Below are 17,632 nucleotides of genomic sequence, written 5' to 3'. Positions count from 1 at the left end.
CGGCCTCGGCCCTTTCCCGAAAGCTAAAAGCGATGACCGCACTTACTCCTTATCGGACCGGAACCGTCTCAGTCGATGCCGGCGGCACGATCGTCACAGGCAGCGGAACGATCTGGTCCGGCGTCAATGTGCGTCCTGGCGACATCCTGCAGATCGGGAATTTCCAGACCATCATTGCAGACGTCACCGACGTCACGCATCTGGTCATTCCGCCCTGGGGCGGCGGCGCGCAGGCGAACGTTGCCTATACGATCTGGCAGTGGTTTCCGCAGCGCGTTGCCGGCGCGCAGCCGATGGCGGACGTGTCGGCGCTGGTCGCGGCGTTGAATACGACCGGCTTCTTCGTCTTTGTTGATCTAGCGCTCACAGCGCCAGATCGTTCGCTCGGCGAAGACAATCAGTACGCTCTGCAACCGACCACCGGCAAGATGTGGTTCAAGAGCGGAGGCGTTTGGACCTACCTCGGAATCTACCGAGGGTTCGGCGTCCCGGCGCCGTACGACAACGCCAAGACCTACAACCTGATGGACGTCGCAACGTTTGGCGGCTCGTCCTATGTCTGGATCAGCACGGCGCCCGGCTCCGGACACGCGCCGCCAGATCCGGCCCTTTGGCAGCCGCTCGCAAGCAAGGGCGATACAGGAGCGACTGGGCCGGTGCCGTGGCTGCAGACGGCGACATGGGCTTCGGGGCAGAACTATGTTGCCGGTCCGCCGGCGAGCGTCGTCGTGCATCCGGGAAACAAGAACATCTATCAGTGCCTGATCCCTCATATCGCCGGCACGTTTGCGACGGATGTTGCTGCCGGGAAGTGGAGGTTGATCGGTCAGAATGCGGCCGAAGGAACAAGCGCGACTTCGGTGACGATCGGCGCCGGCACCATCGGGTTTACGACGCAGACGGATCTGTCATACCAGAACGGGGTTCGGCTTCGGGCATCGTCCAATGCCAACATCGGCAACTGGCAAGAGGGGGTCTGCACTTACGATCCATCGACCGGCGCGCTGCTCATGTACAGGGATAAATTTGCCGGCGCCGGCACGTTCAACGATTGGAATTTCAGCCGCGTTGGTCAACCCGGCGCTGGCGACTTGTCATCGACCGCTAACCTGTCCGATCTGACGAGCAAGCCTGCTGCGATCGTCAATCTCGGTATCCCCGGTGTGCTGCTCGGCCATCTGTCCGGATTGAAGATCACGTCGCCGGGCGCTGTTTCGACGTTCAGCGTCAGCGCCGGTGTCGCTTGCGATCGAAGCGGGGGCGATATGATCGTTCTCAGTGCTTCACTGACTAAGTCAAGTTCGGCATGGGCGGCCGGCAACAACAATGGTTGCCTCGATACCGGGGCGCTCGCGAACGGCTTCTACCATGTCTTCGTGATTAAAAACCCGACGACGTCGGTTGTCGATGTGCTGATGTCCAAGAGTGCAACTGCGCCAACGATGCCTGCCGGATATGCGTTGTTCCGTCGCATCGGCGTCGTGTGGTTCAATAGCGGTGTCAATTTCTCGCAGCTGTTGCAGCGTGGCAGAGAGTTTTTCTGGCCTGGCTCGGCGCTGGATGTAAGTGCGACGATCGGAACGGCGTTGCAGACGTTCGCGCTCGCCAGCTGTCCAGCCGGCGTCAGGGTGCAGGCCTTGCTCAACGTCATCGCCTGGAACGCCACGCAAAACACCACTTGGTGGACGCACGAGACCGGCATCGCAGACAACGCGCCAAGCTATTCCGTTGGTGCGAACGGTCTGGAAGCTTCGACCGCGACCTCGGGCAATGCGTCCGATTTGAGAGTCTGGACGGACACGTCCGCGCAAATCTGCGCGCGATCTTCCGCAGCCGGGACGTCATATCGCTGCTTTACGCGCGGCTGGTTTGATCCATTGGAGGGCTGATCGATATGGGATTTGTAGAACGAGACGGCGCCGGCGCAATCGTCGCATGGTTTGGCTGCGACCAGCCTGGCCGCGTGCTGGAGCAGGTCGCCGACGATGATCCGGCCGTCATGGCGTTCCTGGACCCGCCGCCGGCGGTCCCGGAGTCCTGCACCAAGCTCGGCTTGAAGCGGGCTTTCGACGAGCTCGGCACCTGGGCCGCGGTCAAAGCCGCGATCGCGGCCGACGCCAATGCGCAGGAGGAATGGGACCTCGCGACGGAGATCCGTCGCGCAGATCCTCTGGTGCAGCACATGATCGCCGTCGTCGGCCTGTCCGACGCGCGAGTCGACCAACTGCTGATACGCGCCAATGCGTTGGTCTGACGGGGCATCTTGACACGCCGAGTTCCGGGGTCAAAATTGCCATCAGGTGTGTACACGCTGAGCGCTTCGGTGTGCGGTCATGAAGATGCTTACCGAATTCCTGGAACGGGCCATCGAGTTCGAGAAGCTAGCAGAGTCCGAGCAAAACGAGGCCTTCAAGGCTGAGCTCTTGAAACAAGCCGCAGCGTACCGACAGCTCGCCGAGAAGAGGGCAGAGCAATATGGTCTGCCAAAGCCGAGCCCTCCCGAGACGAAGTGAATCAATCACAACCGCCGGATTGGACAGCCTCCATCGCGCTTAAGGGCGTCCTCGCCAGATCACGTCGGCCTCTGCAGGTTTATTGATTTCGGGTTCGTGATCAAGAGTTGGAATAAGGCGCGGTCTGCCGCGTACTTTGCAGCTCGACGGGTGGCTGCCCTTCCGGCCATTAATGTATTGCCGGATTGGTCGCGAACCTCCCACTCCCAGCCGCGTCGGCGGCGGTCAATCAAGACGACTTCCAACATTTCTGGCACCCTACGGGACATATGCCGATAGCTGTCGAAGGGCTTCGCCCCAGAAAAAAATTAGGGCACGCACGTCGACTGTCAATACGTCGCTTTTTGTTGGGGGCGACGGTTCTTTTGGTCCGCTTTACCGCCAGCCTCCGGTCCAGCACTTGATCGAGGTCCTCGGGCCTTGGCGCACCGGGTGCCGCTCAACACCTCACCACGTCTGAACAATGGGGAATACCGATGGTCGACCTGACCGCGCTTAAACGCGCGAACGATAGCCGCTGGTCTCATGCCAGGATCACGCGTGCCTCGAGCACGTTCACTCAGGTGGCGGAGCGTCTGGCCGCGCCCGCGGCGAAGGCGCGCTATCTGGCAGTGGCTTCGCGAACCGGCGTGCCGTGGTTCTTCATTGCTGTCGTTCACGAGCGCGAATGCTCGCAGAGCTGGGCCGGTTCGCTGGCGCAAGGCGATCCCTGGAACAGGAGGTCGGTGCATGTGCCGGCCGGCCGCGGGCCGTTCAAGTCCTGGGAGGATTGCGCCGTCGACGCGCTGGTGAATTGCGCGCCCTATGCCGCCCGCAACAAGGACTGGTCGATCGGCGGCATCCTGACGCTGCTCGAGCAATATAACGGCCTCGGCTACGCGTCGCGTGGCCGGCCGTCGCCCTACATCTGGGCCGGCACCGATCAGTATGTCAGCGGCAAGTATGTCCGCGACGGCGTCTATGATCCGAACGCCGTGGATCAGCAGCTCGGCTGCGCCGGCATGCTGCAAGCCATGCTGCGCCTCGACGCTTCGATCAAGTTCGGTGCGGCGGCCGCGATCGGGCCGGCGCCGGTCGCCCAGAAAACCGGGCAGGCGGTTGTCGCTGCGCCCTCCGATTCCGTTCCGTCGATCACGCGTCCCGCGCCTGGCAGCATTGGTGCCTGGATCGCGTCCTTCTTCAAAAAAGCTGCTTAGGAGAAAGAACCATGCTCTGGCTTGCCCTCATTGCCGGCATCGCGCTCGCGATGGTCTACGTCCTGATCGTCCGGCCGATCCTCAAGACGCAGCCGATGCTGGCGCCGGCGTTTGCGGCCGAGGCTACGTTCCTGCAGAAGGCGCGTGCCAAGCTGACCGGGTTCAAAACCCTGATCGCGGCCTGGCTCACCGTGATCTCCGGCGTCGTCGTTGAGTTGTACGACCAGGCGCTGCCGCTGATCTCCGGGCAGGACTGGACGCCGCTGACGGCAAAGCTGCCGAGCTGGGCGCTCCCGGTCGGCATGGTCTGCATCGGCCTGTTGTTCGGGTATCTGCGCAAGCTCACCGAGAACCCGCCGCAGGTCATCATCCAGAAGGTCGATGGCATCGCGCAAGTGGTCGACGTCCATCCGCCGGCGAAGGGCTGACCGCCATGTGGCAATTTCTCGCCAACCTGATCGGCGGCCCGATCGTCAGCGGGCTGATCAGTGCCTACAAGGCGAAGCTTGCGGCCGGCAACACGTCGGAGCACATCGCCGCGGATCTGGCGGCGCGCGAGCTCGCGGTCGAGAGCCGCGAGCGCGAGCTTGCCGTCCAGCAAAACATCGCCGACGAGGGGCGATGGTGGACGGCCGCGCCGCGGGCGATCGCGTGCTGGTCGTTCGCGCTGTTCATCGCGAAATGCGTGGTCTGGGACACCGTGCTCGGGCTCGGCACCACGCCGCCGCTCAAGGGCGATCTGGCGACGTGGGCCGGCTGGCTGATGGCGTTGTGGTTCGGCGGACGCTCGATCGAGAAGATCGCGCGGATCATCAAGAGGTAGGCCGATGAGCGATGCAGTGGTGACATGGGGCGCGATCGTCGCGGCGATCGGCGTGCTCGGAACGATCATTACCTTCTGGACGCGCTATTCCGATCGCATCACCAAGGCCGAGGCGGCTGCAGCCGCGGCAGGAACGGCGGTGGCCGAGGTCAAGCGCGCGTCCGAGCTCGCGATCGCCGAGGCCAAGCGCGAGGCGCAGGAAGCCGCGGAGGCGTCGCGCGCGCTCGCCGCCAAGCTCTACCAGGTGGAAATCTGGTCGCGGGACGAGTTCGTCCGCAAGACCAGCTTTGAGAATGTCGTCCGGCGTCTCGAGGCGGGCTTTAGCGAGCTCAGGACTGATATCGGCGGGCGCCTCGACCGCATGACCGACCGGATCGAGGCGGTCAAAGCCGGAGCGCATCAGTGAAGCTCTAGCTGGCTGCCAAGGGCGGCTTTTTGACCTTGAGCGGACCTTCACCCACCCGCCAAATTAAAAAGGGGCCGCTCGCGTAAACGGCCCCCCTGCCGGACATTCTCGAAATACCTGACCTTGATGAAAACCTGCCCCAGCCTCGAAATGCTAGCTCACTTCGCGCCCGCAGTAATTCCGGGAAAACACGTAGGATCCCTAGTTTGTTCTCCCGAATGTCCTAGCTAGGACAAAGCACCTATCTGTGGGTGCTGCTCGAATTTGACCCCGATAATTAGATTCTTGCAGTGTTCTAAATCGCTTAGCCGGATCGCTTTTAGCCGTTCATCTCAGTAGGACCCGGATAAGCCGATAAAGAACTTTTTAAAGCCGCTCTGCGATCCTCGTTATCAACGGATCAAAACTCGCCATGGGAATGGCTCATGCCTGCGCCGCGGTCCGAATATGCTCGACTGGCGGGTTGGGTGGTGAGCGACAACAGAACGGTGGAGGCAAGCCGATTGCCGGAGCCGACGCGGACCGAAGCGCCAGCTAGATCCCCTCGATCGTCACGACTTCCGGAGCCGCCCAGACCCTAACGGAGCGTCATTGCATGAAAGGCTCATTGCTCGCTGTCGGTGTCCTTTTGGCTCTTTACGTCGCCGATCAGCATTTCAGCCACGGTCAATACACCGACGCTGTGCAGCGCATGGCAGCTCAGATGAGACATTCGTTCGGTGTGTAGGGCCGCCCCTCAGTTGGCGGCCTCTTTCATCAGCCATCCGCTGACTCTGCTGCTCGCCCAACGGAGATATTTTGGCCTTTTTGGTGCTATGATTAGCTGCTAACGAGCACTGCAGCACCTACATTTCCGGACTTCCCATTGACATCCAAAGACCAACCGGGACTTCAACGCAGGCCTCTCGTCAACGAGCCGGCTCAGGAACGTGCCGAGCGCTTGGCCAATCTGCTGGCCTCCATAGTTGAGTCCAGCGACGACGTGATCGTCAGCAAGAATCTGGACGGCATCATTACGAGCTGGAACAAGTCGGCCGAGCGCATCTTTGGCTACTCGGCCTCCGAGGCGGTCGGTCGGCCCATTACGCTTGTGATCCCGGAGGACCGACTAAGCGAAGAACGGGAGATTTTAACGCGCATCCGACGTGGTGAACGGATCGACCACTTTGAGACTGTTCGCCGACGTAAGGATGGTAGCTCCATCGTCGTTTCGCTCACTGTTTCTCCCGTCAAAGATGCCCACGGCAACATCGTTGGCGCATCGAAGATTGCCAGGGATGTTACCGAGCAGAAGCGGGCTCAGGAGCAGATTAGCATTCTCGCTCGGGAGGCCGAGCACCGAAGCAAGAACATCCTCTCGAACGTACAGGCAATCATCAATCTTTCGCAGTCCGACACTTCCGAGGGTCTCAAGGAAGTGATCAGCGGGCGCATCCAAGCAATGGCAAATGTTCACTCGCTGTTTGTTGAAACGCGGTGGATAGGCGCTGAAGTCTCGGCGATCGCCAAGCAGGAACTTGCCCCTTATCTCGATGAACACGGCACGCGGGTTCGGATGGACGGTCTTCAGACCGTGTTAGAACCTACCGCTGCGCAAGCGATTGCTGTGGTCTTGCATGAGTTGGCAACCAATGCTTCCAAGTATGGAGCGCTGTCTAACGCGAAAGGCCACGTTGAGTTGAAGTGGTCGCGCAGCAAGGATGGACAACTGGCGCTCCGTTGGACCGAATTGGATGGTCCGAGTGTGAATGCGCCACAACGGAAGGGCTTTGGTAGTCGCCTCATCGAAGGAACGATCAACCCACTTGGCGGGAAGGTGCTCTTTGACTGGCGTGCGGAAGGGCTGCTTTGCGAAATCGCCGTTCCGACGTGACAGCGAACTGGCTTCGCTGCTCTTGCGGCAACTGCCGCTCATGGCCCGAGGCTGACAGCAGCTACGTCGGCTTCAACGTCAGCTTTCGCTGGCCGAGGGGATCGTCGTTAATGGCCTTTTAGTGTGCGTCTGACTTGACTCATTCGCCCACCAATCGGGACAGGCTTGCGAGGACCAAGGACTTCGTATTCGAACGCGACGCCCTCCGGGTCGTTTGCTTTGAACCATTCGTCAGCGGCGTCATCGGTAACGAAGACCTTGAGATGGTCTCGGTCGCCGACCTGTTTATCGGTATTGGTATAGATCCAGACTTTCACGGGCTTCTCCTTTTGTTTGGTCACCCGCGCGGGATCTCGGCAAATCTCTAACTAGCTCGCAACGCATCCTTAAAATTCCCGCGACATTGCCGGATGCGTCCGGTTCTTGACTTTGATCCAGTGCGGGCACCGGCCGCCTCGGTAGGGAAGATCCGACCGCTTCGACACCAGGCCCTCAAAGCCGAACTCGCAGGCCTTGCGGAAGAGGTCCGGTCCGATCTCGCCTTGCTCGTAGTCAGACACGAAGATGCCTTCCGGCCGCCGCGCCAGCAGCCGTTGCAGGTTCGTCTTGCGCATCGAGAGTGGCAGGGCGCGCAGGTCGTGCCCATCCAGCGCCAGGATATCGAACGCCAGCATCTCGACCTCGGCATTGTGCTTGCCTGAGTGCAGGGCGTTGAAGTCTGAATAGCCATCGACGCCGCGGACGACCGCCTCGCCATCGATCACGAACTGCTTCTGGCGGTTCTTCAGCGCCGCCTCGACGATCCACGGGAAGCGCTTCGTCCAGTCGTGGCCGCCCTTGGTAATCAGCCGCACGCGATCGCCTGCGCGCTCCAGGCGGAGACGGTAGCCGTCATACTTGATTTCGTGAAACCACTCCGGGCCTGCAGGAACCGTCTTCCCGACGGTCGGCAGGCAGAACTCGAATTTGGTCATGCCCGGAAGATAGGTATCCAGGGCTGGTTTGGCGAATCCCCGGCACCCGCCAACTGAGGCGCCCTTACTCTGTCGCTGGCTCGTTCTGCGGCTTTGGATCGGGCGGCGAGGGCTTCTTTTCCGGGAGCAGCCTGATCTTCTTCGACTGAGCCATCAGTTCGCGCAACCTGGCTTCGGCTCGCTTGGCAGACGTATCAATTTGCCGACCTTTCCGCGTTCCAACCATACCGGTTTTCCTCCTGCGGGAATGGCTCCTGCGTCTTGCGACCGATGAATGTGTCAGGCGGCGGATTGTCCCTGAGTAGCTGAAATGCTCGCCCTGAGACCTTGATCGCTTCCTCGACTATCTGGGCATCCAAGTTGTGCGACCGGTAGATGCGGTTGATGATGCGTTGTCAACCATTGACGTGACCCGGATTGATCGACCTATCAACGTACACGCGCGAAACATGTTTCTATTGGAACTCGTTCACCCACGGGAACACCGGGCTTGATCTAGATCAAAGTGGATTGGTCAAGGTCACCCGATGTCCGTGCGATGGCGGAGGTAATCCAAGCGCGTCATCGGCGTTGCGGCGTTTTCCAGGTACTATACTCAACGCTCTCACCATAGAGAGCGCTTGTGGGGACGGCTCTGACGCGCCTGATTTAGCCCCGCACAGCGTCGGAGCCGTCTCATATCGACGGGACAATCTCACTGTCTTTCCTATTTTAATGCGGGCGATCGGAACCGGGCGCTAGACTTCACCATGGTCAGGTTCAGTCACCCAGACAGCGTCGAATGGAGCTTCATGGCGCTGGCGGCGATATCGTTCGTAGCGCTCATCGTAGGCCTCGGCGCATTGCTGATCGGCTGAACCTGTTCGTCATGGATAGATCGAACACCTTGGCCTCAGCTTGTGCCCCTCGCTGGGGCCGCTTCTTTAGGCAGGATATACGCCGGCCGTCGAAAGAACGTGTGCACTCATGCGTCCGGCGAATTGAAACGGCCCCAACCGGGGGCCGCCAACCCGAATGCGGGTTTTCTTCCAGCTCTCGGGGGGGGGGGCGTTGTGATGGCCGGAAGCGACGATTCGACGTCCGGTCCTTTCGATGGTTCCTTGCCGACAAAAGATCTTCGGAAAAAAGTGGCAATTACATCGGCGCACGTTCGGAATCTTGCGACGCATTGGCGAGAGCCCCGGCAACCTTTGGGGGCCAAGGAGGCGGTTGCCGGGGCCCTCTATGCGGCTGGTTCAATGCCAACCGACTCGCAAACAAGAGGCTGCCAGCGTTAAAGGACCAACGCAATCGCAGCGATGACGACGGGGCAAAGACCCAACAGGACGATGCCCACGCGGACGAATGTTTCGGCTCCCCGGCAAAAGGTCGCTTATCATATGTTGGGCCGGGAACAGTCTCGGGGAAAGTGCAATTCGTGCCGGTCGCACGTAGCTCGAATAGGCTATCGGTGAATCCCATCGCGCTTCTGCGCGGCATAGATGTGTTGGCGGTGCGCGTAGCTTTCCGCCGGGCTGTGGCTATCAAAGGTCGCGCCGCACGGACAGCGCATCAGTGACGACAGCTGTTGAGAAGGCAGCTTTTCGCCGCGGTCCCACATCGCCTGCTTGCGGGTGGTCCAATCCCGTTGATCACGCCAGGCTTGGAGGTCGGCCTCGGTCAGGGTGGGTAGCAACGCGCTCCATGCGTCCTCGAATGCAGCGCGCGCTTGCTCGAACGTGCTGGCCTGGCCGCCGGTCGATCGATTGCAACCGGGGTGAAAGCCACACTTCCACTCCCACTGATCGACATGGTTAGGAACGCCGGCGCGCAGACCGACCGAGCCGATGCAGACGTCGCCGTAGAAGATGTTCCATTTCTCGCGAGCGGCTTCCTTGTCGAGCCTGCGCGTCAGTTCAGTCATGGCTCCTCTCCGATCGGGCACCGCTGCCAAAGCTGCAGTAGGTCGGCTGCCGGCCGCTTGCCGGTTCCGCTGCACTTCATGCACCGCAGGCGGCGAGCCAGGTCGTGCACCATCGTTGTCGGAGCGTGGCGGAGCGCAGCGAGATCCACCGCGCGCGGCGTCTTGCACCTCGAGCACTTGATCTGCAGCCACGGGTAGCCGGCATTGATGGCCTGGTCGATCGACGGCGAGGGGTCGATCGGACCGCCATCGGCCCACATTCTCTCGTTCCAGCTTTGGCAGAGCAGATCATCGGCCTCGCGGATCAGCGCCTCGCCGGCGGCGCGCTTCTCGGCCGAGCGAGCGGCAAGGATCGTGGTGACCGCCCGGGCGCGTGCCAGCTCCTTAGTCAGCGCCTTACGGTCTCCGCCGGAGAGCGGGGTGGGGTGGTGCTTGGGGGCCATGCGGGCATTTTCCCGCGGAATTGAGTACGCGGGAAGTCGCTAGACATTGTCGATGGCACGCTGGGCCGCGCTATTCATTGGTCAATTATTCTTCGGTCAGGTCGGTAGGGATGGCCTAGCCGGTCGCAGCTACCAATTGCAGTGGGGCAGGAACCTGCATTCCTGGAGCCAGTGCGATCAGCTCGATGTACTTCCGTTTCAGGTCGAGCCCGTGACCATCGCCGTACTTCGGCTTCTTGGTGTCATGGCCCATCAGCTCGTCCTTGAGCTCGTCTGGCGTTTCGACGCTGCGCAATCGATCCTTGAATCCGTGTCGAAGCGAATAGAGCGTGTGTGCCTCGGTTTCGCGCAACCCATGATCGGAGAAATATGCGTTCACTGCAGCCGAGAGCGTGTCGCCCTTGTCGCGGTAGTGCGGGAAGCCATCAGGGAATTGCTGCATTGCCTCGAGCGAGATCCCAACCAGCGGAATGTCGCGGTCGGAGAATGCTGTTTTCAGGACGCGATCGTCGGGTCGGACGCGGATGAAGGGAATCGGCCCGTCGAGGACAATGTGCTTGCGGCGAAGATTGATGACCTCGCTCGGCCGGGCGCCAGTGTTGATTATCACCATGACGACGGCGCGCTCTTCGTCGTTCATGGTCTCCAACGCGCCGGCCGCCAAGAGACGGTTGACGATCCACCAGGGCGAGAAGGGCGGCCGGGGCCTCGACTTGTCGCCCTCGAGGCGAGCGCCGGCGAACACGCGATCGAGGTTCAGCCGATGACGCTTGGAAACAGCGGACAGCATGCCCGTGAGATGCGTCAGGTTTCGATTGGCGGTCGCTGCCAGGACCTCGCCGTCGACGACCCGCTCGGTCCAGTGGTCGGTATATTTCAGCGCGTCGTCGCGGGTCAGTCGCGTAATGGGCTTGTCGCCAATGACCGTAATGAGCAGCTCGATCGCGCGCTTCTTGCCGTTCTGCCATTTCTTGAACTGGCCGGGCGACATCTTGGCGATCGTGGTTTTCTTGGCGACCTCGAATTCGTCGAACAGGCCGGACAGCATGATCTCTGGCAGGTCGACGCCGCCGAGAGTGGCCGCGGCGGTGGCGGGGTCGTGCCGCCGATCGCCGACCGCAAGCGCGTCGATCCGCCGAAGGATCTCCGAAAGGGCCTCTTTCGCGACGTCGTCGACCGGCCTGTAGGTCAGCTGCAGGGCCTGCGCCCGCTGCCGTGCCTCCTCGAGCGCGACAATGGCATCCCGCGTTCCCTGGCCCGCGGCGGCTCTCCACGACGCCTCCAGGTCGATATTGAGCTGGTCAGCGATCCGGCCCGCGCGGATACCGGACCGATCGTCGGCGACGCGGATCTTGGTCGATTGTTTGACGATCCCGCGCGGGTCTACCGCGGCGAATTCGGGCGGCACGCGCCGAACGAAATGCCAATAACCATTCCGCTTTGTAAGACGCTCAGGCATCGGACCCTGTTGGACGTTTTGTTGCACGCCAGCATCCAGGGAGTGGAGGTCGAAAGTCAAGAAATTGCGAATTGTCCAGAGATATCAACAGCCTCGCCGAGCAGCCCGCACGCGCCGCTAGGGAGCGCCACAAGCGCCAAACGGGAAATCCAGCAGACTCAACGAATTATCGCGCCGGCGAAGGCCTTGCCATGCGGTTCGGCTCGCTGTGAACAACGGCACGATCACTGCAATCCGTCGATCTTTCTCAACCCTTTGGTAAGCCCGCGGCGATACGGCTGGGCCGGGGATGATGTGATGGCTTTAGGGTCCAAGAAGCGCGAAACGCGCAAATCGCTGCGTCAATCCGGCTGGATCACGCTCGACGGCGGATTCGCCGCGCGGCCTTGCGTGGTCGAGGATATTTCCTCGTCGGGCGCGAAGATCACCGTTGAGGACAACAACACGCTGCCGGCCAAGCTGCGGCTGGCGTTTTCGCGCGATGCCCGCACCGGGCGCGCCTGCGAAGTGGTCTGGCGCGAGGGCAGGACGTTCGGCGTCAGATTCGTGCGCTAGCCTGATCGTCCGACGCGCGATAAAAGGCGGGATGCGCAAGAGCTGCTTCGCCATCCTCGCCGTGCTGCTTCCCGCCGCTGCGTTCGCGCAAGCCGGCGACCGCCGCAACTTCCAGACGCCGCCCGATGCCGGCCGGACGCTGCCGTCGAAATCCGCGACGCGGAGCAATCCCTGCGCGTCGTTCGGACCGGGCTTCGTCAAGGTCGAGGGCTCCGACACCTGCGTGAAGCTCGGCGGCGCCGTCAGTGTCGGTGCGGGGGTGTCCAGCGGACGCTGAGCGGCTTGCCGCTCACGACATCGGCGGCGCGACGATGCGAACGAAGGCCGGCCGCTGCGCGATCTCTCCGAACCAGCGTTCGAGATGCGGCAGCTTCGGCCTCGTCACGCCCTCGACACCGAACCAGCGCCGCGCAAAGGCGCCGAGCGCGATGTCGGCGATCGTGAACTGATCGCCCTCGACATAGCGGCGGCCTGCAAGCTGCGCCTCGACGACGCGCCACACAAGGCCGGCGGCATCGGCGTCCTTCTGGCTCTGGATCATGTCGCGCTTGTCCGGCGCCGTGCGCACCAGTCCCCAGAACAGCGGGCGCTCGACCGGTTGCAGCGTCGACAGCGTCCAGTCGAGCCAGCGGTCGACGGCGGCGCGCGTCTTCGGCGTCTGCGGATAGATCGGCGAGCCCTGACCGTAGGCCAGGCAGAGATAGCGCATCACCGAATTGGATTCCCACAGCACGTAGTCGCCGTCGACCAGCGTCGGGACGCGGCCGTTGGGATTCATCGCGAGATAATCAGGCTGATCGTTCTTGCCGAACTGCATGCCGGCATCGATGCGCTGATAGGGCAGCTCGAGCTCGGCGAGACACCAGAGCACCTTTTGCACATTGACCGAATTGGGCCGGCCCCAGATCGTCAGTTGCGGCTTGCTGTCCATCACGCGTCTTCTTCCCGCTGTTGCGCTTTGCGCGCGTTGTTAGCCGAACCGTCACCGAAAATCGCGGGTTGAATTGTACCGAGCGCAAAAAAAGAGGCTCCGCCGCGTACGGCAGAGCCTCGTCGAGATCGGTCAAAGCGCAGTCAGTGGCCGAACAGCAACCACAGCACGATGATCACCGGGATCGGCACACCCAACAGCCAAAGCAAAAGTCCTTTTCCCATCTCATTGCCTCCTCGCATTCCTCTTGTGAGGAGGCAACGTCAACCAAAGTGCCATGTTCCTCGCGATCGCTCCGCACACCGCCGATGGAAAGACACGGATTAGGAACGTGCGCGCGGGCGCGGCGTTTACCAGTGCCCGGTGTTCGGCATCGAGGCCCATGGTTCGGCCGGTGCCTTCGGATCGCCCTTCTGCAGGATCTCGATCGAGTGCAGGTCCGGCGAACGCACGAACGCCATGTTGCCGTCGCGCGGCGGACGATTGATGGTGACGCCCATCTTCATCAGCTTCTCGCAGGTCGCGTAGATATCGTCGACCTCGTAGGCGAGATGGCCGAAATAGCGGTCCTCGCCGTATTTCCCCTCGTCCCAATTGTAGGTCAATTCGACCAGCGGCGCGCCGCGGCTTGGCGGCAGCGACTTGAGCAGATGGAGGTCCTCCTCCGCGCAGAGGAACACGAGCGTGAAGCGGCCCTTGTCATTGTCGATGCGGCGCACTTCCTTCAGCCCCAGCGCGTCCTGATAGAATTTCATCGCGACATCGAGATTGCGGACGCGCAGCATGGTGTGCAGATAGCGCATTTTCTTGTCCTCCTGGGAATTGCGAGATTTTGTTTTGGCTCGGGCGAGACGGGTCAAGAAATAGCAGCAAAACGCGACGCCGGGCAGGGGCTTGCATGATTTTTGCCGACCGTTCGCAGCGGTTGGGCTCTCAAGCTTTCGCGAGCCTTTGTATTGAGCGACCGGCGACGTGCGCATGCCGCACGCGATACGAGAAAGCCCCGCCCAGGAAAATTCTGGAACGGGGCTTTCGTGGTCGAGCCTTGGAGGCACGGCCATCTATCTCATCGAATGCCCATCACGGCCAATCAAGGATGCGCGAGTTGGACCTCATCTAAAAGTAAAACTCCGCGAGCGGGGCTCGCGAGGTCTGATGCCGGCCGGCCTTGGGGAGATCGTGCCGGCAACCGAATACTCAACGATGCTCGCGCCGGCAGGTTCCAGCATCCCAAAAATAGAAAGCCCCGCAGGCTGGATGCGGGGCTTTCCCAGTTGACGGACTGGGGATCTCTCAGGGCGTGAGCCGTCAACTGTTGGGGACCAAACTTAAGGTTGAATTTACAAAATGCAACAGCGCCGCGTAGACGGAATATCCTCGTCCCACAGCGCTGCGCCAAACACTGGGCCCTGAAATCCCCAGCGCACGTATGTCTTGGCACCGCGCAAAAGGTTCAAAGGAAAGCCCGGCGAGGGGATTTGCGGCGCCGCCCAACGGCTGCCGGGACGGTGGCTCAGGTCACGCGCGCCATGTGTCGGCGCGCTGCCAGGTGTACAGCGCAAGCGCCGCAAAGCTGGTTGCGATCTCACACCTTGATGTCGAGAAGGGTCTCGACGGCATCGCGATCGGCCTTGTTCTTGGCGGCGAAGACGTCGAGCACGTCCTCGCTGATGACGTGCGGCTGCTGCTTCGCCGTTTGATCGGCGACAAGGTGCACTCTGGCTTGCGTGACTTCGACAGGTACGGGGTAAATGAGCATGGCTCTCTCCCTCCGGCTGTCGAACCCTGTCAGGGCTTTCTTAACGATTTGTAAGCGCGTGAACCGGCGCCTGCGGCTCGAATCGGCGGCCGGGTGGTATCGGGCCGCTCGCCTGCCGCCCTGCCTGGGGCCATACTGGGGGCCGTTTGGGACGGGACGGCGCGATCGATGAGGAACGGGCTCTATTCGATCCACATCCATATGTTGGACGGGGTGCGGGGCCGCGACAGTGGTGTCCTGATCCTGCGCGATGGCCTGCTGCTCGGAGGCGGACCGTATTTCTGGTCGATCGGCGCCTATACGGTGGGTGAGGGCACCTGGAAGGGGCATCTCAGGACCAACCAGCATTCCCCGCTTTCCGATCCGTTTGCCCGGCCGCTGTTCGCGGGGCAGGAAGTGACGAGCGGCTTTTCCGGCACCTTCAGCGGTGACCGGGCCGAAGTGTTCGGGACAGTGCTGGTTGGAACCCGCAGCCTGAGCTTTCATGCAACCCTGAAAAGGCTGGCCGACGCCTGATTGCGGCGAGCTGTGGACGAGTGCGCAGCAAGCTCCGTATTTTGCTAGGCAAAAGGCTTCGCCGAAGCTGTGGATTTGCTGCGGACAGGCCCGGGATATCGTTGTGGAATGTCGCGACACATCGCCCGACGACCCGATACCGGGCCACCGCTAACCCTACCGGGTTAGGTTAAGAGCGGCATCGCGTTGTCACCACCTGCGATTGCAGGTGAGATGGCTGCAGGTGACAGCCATGACGCCATCGTTCCATAGCGCTGACAGACCGACCCACCGACGCGTGATAGTGGTGGGTTTGCTGCTCTGCTCCGCCTTTGTCGCGATCAGCTTCTGGCTTCGGCCGCAGCCGGAGAGCGGCAAGGTTCTTTTGAAGGCGGACCGGCTGGTCCGCACGGCGGGAGAGGCGCGCAAATCAAATTAGAATTGGCAAGCTGAGCCGCCCTCGGCGCTCAGTCCGGCAGCTTCCCGTTCGGGTGCCTGTGATACATCGCGATGCCGACAAAGCCGGCAAAGCCCATCACGTTCAGCAGCAGTTCCATCCACGCCGGCATCGATGCCAACCTCACTCAACTCAAGCTTACCATTGAGGTTGTGTTTTTGTTCCAATGATAACCGATGGTAGATTTGCGCCATCGCATGGCTGCGGAACCCGAACCGCCATTTCGCTGCAACCATCCCAGTGTGCCCGCGTTGATGCCCATAACCACGTGAGGAGGTTGCCATGAAAAAGACACTGGCAGTTTTGGCGACGGTTGCGACGGTGGGCGCAACAATGGTCAGCGCGCCGGCGCAGGCGCGTCATATCGGACCCGGTCTGGCTTTCGGTCTGGCCGCCGGCGCACTGGCCGCAGGCGCGGCCGGTGCTTATTACGGCCCACGCTATTACGGTCCCGACTATGGCTATTATTATGGCCCGCGTTACGGCTACTACGACGACGGGTACGCCTATTATCGCGGTCCGTACTATCGGCACCACTATTATCGCCATTACTGGTGACGGCGACGAGCCCGGAGCATATCGCTCCGGGCTTTCTCAATTGCGCGTCATGGTGTGATCGCGCGTCAGCGCATTCGCAGCTATTCGCCGGCGAGCGCGCCCGGTCGGCGCGACGTCACGCGCTCTTGCGTTGCAATCCACTCCAGACATTGCCGAGCGTGTTATCGTAATACTCCTGGCGATCGCGCTCGAACTTCTGCTGCGTCGCCCGGAAGCTGGCAACGCGTGCGACGATCTCTTCGCGCTCGCGCGCGACACGGTTTTCCAGATCGGTCATTGCCCATCCTCTTGGTCGTGGTCCTATCCCGGCGCATTGGCGTCGGTGAATTGGGCGTCAATGCGGAGCGGGCAGTGCGGGATTGTGATGATGCTGGGGCGGCGGAGGAGCGACGCAGCCGATGAGCCGGCGGAGCAGCTCGTCGTCGCAGTCCGATCGCGCGCGTGATGGTTGAGCGCGCAATCGCTCCGGCCATGCTATAGTCGCCGCCGGTCAACCGGATCATTCCCAGTGATTGCAAAAGACTTGCGCAGCGGCGTCGAGCAGCTCGGCAACATGATTGCCGAGGCATCGTCGATCGTGCCCTTCACCGGGGCGGGTATCTCCACCGAGTGCGGCATTCCCGATTTCCGCTCGCCTGGCGGGCTGTGGACGCGCAACCGCCCGATTCCGTTCGACGAGTTCGTGGCCAGTCAGGAGGCGCGCGACGAGTCGTGGCGGCGGCGCTTCGCGATGGAACCGACATTTGCGGCCGCCAAGCCGGGGCGCGGGCATCGCGCACTCGCGCAGCTTTACCGGGTCGGCAAGGTTCCTAGCATCATCACCCAGAACATCGACAATCTGCATCAGGCGTCGGGCTTCAAGGCCGATGATGTCATCGAACTGCACGGCAACACCACCTACGCCCGCTGCATCGGTTGCGGCAAGGACTACGATCTTGCGTGGGTGAAGCTGCACTTCGACAAGACCGGTGGTGCGCCGGACTGCGCGGAGTGCGGCGATCCGGTGAAGACCGCGACGATCTCGTTCGGGCAGTCGATGCCCGAGGATGCGATGCGCCGCGCGGCGGAACTCTCGCGGCAGTGCGACCTGTTCCTTGCGATCGGGTCGTCGCTGGTGGTGTGGCCCGCTGCAGGCTTTCCGATGATGGCGAAGGAGAGCGGTGCGCGGCTCGTGATCATCAACAACGAGCCGACCGATCAGGACGACGTCGCCGACCTGGTGATCCGCCATGACATTGGCGACACGCTTGGTCCTTTCGCAGGCAATTGACGCCTGATTGATTCGCG

At 61.8% G+C, this 17,632-nt stretch carries 23 protein-coding genes; 14 read left to right on the top strand and 9 right to left on the bottom strand.

Features of this window, described 5'->3' with window-relative positions; translation table 11 throughout:
• Positions 1 to 32: 32 nt before the first annotated feature.
• The 8 genes from ACVISU_RS02205 to ACVISU_RS02170 all read left to right on the top strand — a co-directional run bounded on the left by ACVISU_RS02205 (position 33) and on the right by ACVISU_RS02170 (position 6,811).
• Positions 33 to 1,889: a hypothetical protein gene (locus tag ACVISU_RS02205; RefSeq protein ID WP_456705849.1), complete on the top strand. Its 1,857-nt coding sequence runs from the start codon at positions 33 to 35 to the stop codon at positions 1,887 to 1,889.
• 5 nt (positions 1,890 to 1,894) lie between these two features.
• Positions 1,895 to 2,254 carry a hypothetical protein gene (locus ACVISU_RS02200; RefSeq protein WP_456705848.1) on the top strand — a complete coding sequence of 120 codons (360 nt, stop codon included), beginning with the start codon at positions 1,895 to 1,897 and terminating at the stop codon, positions 2,252 to 2,254.
• Positions 2,255 to 2,333: 79 nt separating this feature from the next.
• A complete protein-coding gene (locus ACVISU_RS02195) occupies positions 2,334 to 2,513 on the top strand; it encodes a hypothetical protein (RefSeq protein WP_456705847.1) in 180 nt (59 codons plus the stop codon).
• A 476-nt stretch (positions 2,514 to 2,989) separates the two neighbouring features.
• Complete coding sequence (locus tag ACVISU_RS02190; RefSeq protein ID WP_456705846.1) at positions 2,990 to 3,709, top strand: hypothetical protein; 720 nt, start codon at positions 2,990 to 2,992, stop codon at positions 3,707 to 3,709.
• An 11-nt stretch (positions 3,710 to 3,720) separates the two neighbouring features.
• Positions 3,721 to 4,137 carry a hypothetical protein gene (locus ACVISU_RS02185; protein WP_456705845.1) on the top strand — a complete coding sequence of 139 codons (417 nt, stop codon included), beginning with the start codon at positions 3,721 to 3,723 and terminating at the stop codon, positions 4,135 to 4,137.
• Between the two features lie 5 nt (positions 4,138 to 4,142).
• The gene (locus tag ACVISU_RS02180; RefSeq protein ID WP_456705844.1) at positions 4,143 to 4,532 is read left to right on the top strand and encodes a hypothetical protein; all 390 of its coding nucleotides are present in this window, start codon (positions 4,143 to 4,145) and stop codon (positions 4,530 to 4,532) included.
• 4 nt (positions 4,533 to 4,536) lie between these two features.
• Positions 4,537 to 4,938 carry a hypothetical protein gene (locus ACVISU_RS02175; RefSeq protein ID WP_456705843.1) on the top strand — a complete coding sequence of 134 codons (402 nt, stop codon included), beginning with the start codon at positions 4,537 to 4,539 and terminating at the stop codon, positions 4,936 to 4,938.
• Between the two features lie 940 nt (positions 4,939 to 5,878).
• Complete coding sequence (locus ACVISU_RS02170) at positions 5,879 to 6,811, top strand: PAS domain S-box protein (protein ID WP_456705842.1); 933 nt, start codon at positions 5,879 to 5,881, stop codon at positions 6,809 to 6,811.
• 107 nt (positions 6,812 to 6,918) lie between these two features.
• Here the strand turns inward: ACVISU_RS02170 and ACVISU_RS02165 are convergent, their stop codons facing one another.
• The 5 genes from ACVISU_RS02165 to ACVISU_RS02145 form a co-directional block, all read right to left on the bottom strand.
• Positions 6,919 to 7,128: a hypothetical protein gene (locus ACVISU_RS02165; protein WP_456705841.1), complete on the bottom strand. Its 210-nt coding sequence runs from the start codon at positions 7,126 to 7,128 to the stop codon at positions 6,919 to 6,921.
• Positions 7,129 to 7,197: 69 nt separating this feature from the next.
• Positions 7,198 to 7,785 carry an ATP-dependent DNA ligase gene (locus ACVISU_RS02160; protein ID WP_456705840.1) on the bottom strand — a complete coding sequence of 196 codons (588 nt, stop codon included), beginning with the start codon at positions 7,783 to 7,785 and terminating at the stop codon, positions 7,198 to 7,200.
• A gap of 1,444 nt (positions 7,786 to 9,229) precedes the next feature.
• Positions 9,230 to 9,688: a hypothetical protein gene (locus ACVISU_RS02155; RefSeq protein ID WP_456705839.1), complete on the bottom strand. Its 459-nt coding sequence runs from the start codon at positions 9,686 to 9,688 to the stop codon at positions 9,230 to 9,232.
• Positions 9,685 to 10,131, bottom strand: a complete 447-nt coding sequence (locus ACVISU_RS02150) for a hypothetical protein (RefSeq protein ID WP_456705838.1) — start codon at positions 10,129 to 10,131, stop codon at positions 9,685 to 9,687. Before ACVISU_RS02150 ends, ACVISU_RS02155 begins: the two co-directional genes overlap by 4 nt.
• A gap of 115 nt (positions 10,132 to 10,246) precedes the next feature.
• Positions 10,247 to 10,771: a hypothetical protein gene (locus tag ACVISU_RS02145; protein WP_456705837.1), complete on the bottom strand. Its 525-nt coding sequence runs from the start codon at positions 10,769 to 10,771 to the stop codon at positions 10,247 to 10,249.
• A 1,116-nt stretch (positions 10,772 to 11,887) separates the two neighbouring features.
• Here ACVISU_RS02145 and ACVISU_RS02140 point away from each other — a divergent pair.
• Together ACVISU_RS02140 and ACVISU_RS02135 are read left to right on the top strand one after the other, a co-directional pair.
• A complete protein-coding gene (locus ACVISU_RS02140) occupies positions 11,888 to 12,145 on the top strand; it encodes a PilZ domain-containing protein (protein ID WP_050400560.1) in 258 nt (85 codons plus the stop codon).
• A 31-nt stretch (positions 12,146 to 12,176) separates the two neighbouring features.
• Entirely contained in the window at positions 12,177 to 12,422 is a 246-nt protein-coding gene (locus ACVISU_RS02135; protein WP_063695143.1) for a hypothetical protein, read from the top strand.
• A gap of 12 nt (positions 12,423 to 12,434) precedes the next feature.
• Here ACVISU_RS02135 and ACVISU_RS02130 read toward each other — a convergent pair whose 3' ends face one another.
• From ACVISU_RS02130 to ACVISU_RS02120, 3 genes are all read right to left on the bottom strand, one after another.
• A complete protein-coding gene (locus ACVISU_RS02130) occupies positions 12,435 to 13,076 on the bottom strand; it encodes a glutathione S-transferase family protein (protein ID WP_050400559.1) in 642 nt (213 codons plus the stop codon).
• 350 nt (positions 13,077 to 13,426) lie between these two features.
• Positions 13,427 to 13,879 (bottom strand): VOC family protein, encoded by a 453-nt coding sequence (locus tag ACVISU_RS02125; RefSeq protein WP_456705836.1) that lies wholly within the window; start codon positions 13,877 to 13,879, stop codon positions 13,427 to 13,429.
• A gap of 782 nt (positions 13,880 to 14,661) precedes the next feature.
• Positions 14,662 to 14,835: a hypothetical protein gene (locus tag ACVISU_RS02120; protein WP_456705835.1), complete on the bottom strand. Its 174-nt coding sequence runs from the start codon at positions 14,833 to 14,835 to the stop codon at positions 14,662 to 14,664.
• A gap of 168 nt (positions 14,836 to 15,003) precedes the next feature.
• Here ACVISU_RS02120 and ACVISU_RS02115 point away from each other — a divergent pair, with 168 nt between their 5' ends.
• From ACVISU_RS02115 to ACVISU_RS02105, 3 genes are all read left to right on the top strand, one after another.
• A complete protein-coding gene (locus tag ACVISU_RS02115; RefSeq protein WP_050400557.1) occupies positions 15,004 to 15,351 on the top strand; it encodes a GrlR family regulatory protein in 348 nt (115 codons plus the stop codon).
• Positions 15,352 to 15,583: 232 nt separating this feature from the next.
• Complete coding sequence (locus tag ACVISU_RS02110) at positions 15,584 to 15,769, top strand: hypothetical protein (protein WP_456705834.1); 186 nt, start codon at positions 15,584 to 15,586, stop codon at positions 15,767 to 15,769.
• A 300-nt stretch (positions 15,770 to 16,069) separates the two neighbouring features.
• Positions 16,070 to 16,345, top strand: a complete 276-nt coding sequence (locus ACVISU_RS02105) for a hypothetical protein (protein ID WP_050400555.1) — start codon at positions 16,070 to 16,072, stop codon at positions 16,343 to 16,345.
• Between the two features lie 115 nt (positions 16,346 to 16,460).
• Here the strand turns inward: ACVISU_RS02105 and ACVISU_RS02100 are convergent, their stop codons facing one another.
• Positions 16,461 to 16,622: a hypothetical protein gene (locus ACVISU_RS02100; RefSeq protein ID WP_172803462.1), complete on the bottom strand. Its 162-nt coding sequence runs from the start codon at positions 16,620 to 16,622 to the stop codon at positions 16,461 to 16,463.
• Positions 16,623 to 16,853: 231 nt separating this feature from the next.
• On the opposite strand from ACVISU_RS02100, the gene ACVISU_RS02095 reads away from it, so the two are divergent.
• Positions 16,854 to 17,615, top strand: coding sequence for an SIR2 family NAD-dependent protein deacylase (locus tag ACVISU_RS02095; protein WP_456705833.1), 762 nt, complete (start codon positions 16,854 to 16,856; stop codon positions 17,613 to 17,615).
• The last annotated feature ends 17 nt before the right edge of the window (positions 17,616 to 17,632 follow it).

This window comes from Bradyrhizobium sp. USDA 4452 (assembly GCF_054063575.1).
The sequence above is the reverse complement of the archived record's forward strand: the minus strand, read 5'-3'. Positions and strand labels throughout refer to the sequence as shown.